The organism is Streptomyces sp. WAC06614 (assembly GCF_003949795.1).
Classification (GTDB): domain Bacteria; phylum Actinomycetota; class Actinomycetes; order Streptomycetales; family Streptomycetaceae; genus Streptomyces.
Genome location: NZ_RPRY01000594.1, coordinates 1 through 2143 on the forward strand (window position 1 = coordinate 1; position 2143 = coordinate 2143).

2 protein-coding genes are annotated in these 2143 nt (G+C 76.7%); one reads left to right on the forward strand and one right to left on the reverse strand.

Features of this window, described 5'->3' with window-relative positions; translation table 11 throughout:
* Positions 1–15: 15 nt before the first annotated feature.
* Positions 16–915 carry an SDR family oxidoreductase gene (locus tag EF918_RS35055; protein ID WP_125652894.1) on the forward strand — a complete coding sequence of 300 codons (900 nt, stop codon included), beginning with the start codon at positions 16–18 and terminating at the stop codon, positions 913–915.
* A gap of 92 nt (positions 916–1007) precedes the next feature.
* On the opposite strand, the gene EF918_RS35060 is transcribed toward EF918_RS35055, so the two are convergent.
* Complete coding sequence (locus EF918_RS35060; protein ID WP_125652893.1) at positions 1008–2036, reverse strand: YafY family protein; 1029 nt, start codon at positions 2034–2036, stop codon at positions 1008–1010.
* Positions 2037–2143 lie beyond the last annotated feature (107 nt).

Below are 2143 nucleotides of genomic sequence, written 5' to 3' on the forward strand. Positions count from 1 at the left end.
GCCCAGCTCCACGGCCTGGGCCCGGCCGGCGCCACCCGCGGTGCCGGCCGGGCCCAGGCCGTGGAGCTGGGCCGGGCCGGAGCGACCGTCTACGTCACCGGGCGCACCACCCGCTCCCGCACCAGCGAGGTCGGCCGGCCCACGGAGACGATCGAGGAGACGGCCGAGCTGGTCGCCGCGGCCGGCGGGACCGGCATCGCGGTCCCCACCGACCACCTCGACGAGGAGCAGGTACGGGCCCTCGTCGAGCGGATCGACCGGGAGCAGGGGCGGCTCGACATCCTGGTCAACGACCTGTGGGGCGGCGAACACCTCCTGGTCGGCTCGGTCTTCGGCAAGAAGAGCTGGCAGACCCCGCTCGCCGACGGCCTGCGGATCCTGGAGCTGGGCGTGCGCTCGCACGTGATCACGGCGGCGCTGCTGCTTCCGCTGCTGATCCGCTCCGACGCCCCGCTGCACGTGGAGGTCACCGACGGCACCGCGCACTCCAACCGCCGCTACCGCGACAACATGTACTACGACCTGGCGAAGACCGCCCCGATCCGGCTCGCGTTCGGACTGGGCCAGGAACTGGCGGAGTACGGCGGCACGGCGGTCGCGGTCTCGCCGGGCTTCCTCCGCTCGGAGCAGATGCTCGCCCACTTCGGTGTGGCCGAGGAGAACTGGCGGGATGCGATCGCCCAGGAGCCGGGCTTCGCGATCGCCGAGTCCCCCTGGTACCTGGCCCGTGCGGTCGCCGCGCTCGCCGCCGACCCGGGCCGTGCCGAGCGGTGGAACGGCCGGTCCACCTCCAGCGCCGAACTCGCCCGGACGTACGGGGTACGGGACGTGGACGGCAGCCGGCCCGACGCCTGGGCGTACTTCGAGGAGGTCGTCCACGGCGGCCGGGAGGCCCGCGCCGAGGACTACCGCTGACCCTGCTGCCCGCCGACCCCGCCGGCCCTGCCGGCCCTGCCGACCCCGCCGACCCTGCCGACCCTGCGGAGGAACGGCAGGGCCGACGGGGGTCAGCCCCCGGCGCCGTACAGGGCGGCCAGGGCCAGGGCGCGTTCCCGGAAACGGGCGCGCAGCCCCGCCGGGGCCAGGACCTCGGCGTCCGCGCCGAGCCCGGCGAGCTGGTCGAAGGCGACCTCCTCCGACTCCGCCGGCAGCTCCACGGTGACCAGACCGGCGGCGTCCGGGGCGGTCGCGGAGGCGAGCGCGTCCTCGACGGCGGCCGCGTCCACCACGGAGGGCAGCCGGCCCAGTCCCCGGCGGGTGAGCCGGACGGTGACGGTGGTGCGCAGCAGCGCACGGGCGAAGGCGGCCGAGCGCTCCTGCCAGTGCGCGGCGAGGTCGAAGGCCGGGTCGCGCACGAACCGTTCGCCGTCGTCGCCGGCGGGGGCCAGCTCGGTGACCCGGTCGACGCGGTAGGTCCGCCAGCCCCCGCCCCGGCCCCGTTCCTCCGCCTCGCCGGGGATCCGCGCCACGAGATACCAGGTGCCGGCCTTCAGGACCAGCCCGTACGGCTCCACGGTCCGCGACACCGAGGAGGGCCCGGCGCCGTCACGGCCCGGCCGGACGTACGCCAGCGAGACGGCCCGGTCGGCCCACACGGCCCGGGCCAGTTCGGGCAGCACCTCCGGCGTGGACGGCTCGCGGAACCAGGCGGGGGCGTCGAGGTGGAAGCGGCGTACGGACGACTCGGCGGCCGCGCGCACGGAGGGGAGCAGGGTCGCGGTCAGCTTCAGCCGGGCGGTGTCCGCCGCGGCCGACAGCCCGAGGTCCTGGAGGGCCGAGGGCAGCCCCGACAGGAACAGCGTCTCCGCCTCGCTCGGCCCGAGGGTGGTGAGCCGGGTCCGGTGGCCGGGGGCGAGGAAGTAGCCGCCGACCCGGCCACGCTCCGAGCGGACCGGGACACCGGCCTCCTGGAGGCCCTGGGCGTCGCGGATGACGGTCCGCTCGGAGACCTCCAGCCGGCGGGCGAGGGCGGCGGCGGTCAGTCCGGGCTCGGACTGGATGAGCAGGGCCATACGGATCAGGCGGGCGGCGCGCATGCTCCCAGCATCACGCACACCGCCCGCCCCGGGGGGTTGCCGGATCAGCCCACCGTCACCGGCCGCCCCTTGCCCTCACCGTGGTCGGCGCCCCCGGCGCCCCCGGC

Coding starts and splice junctions, on each gene's coding strand:
- EF918_RS35060 (WP_125652893.1), bottom strand. CDS start 2,036: ATGCGCGCCGCCCGCCTGATCCGTATGGCCCTGCTCATCCAGTCCGAG.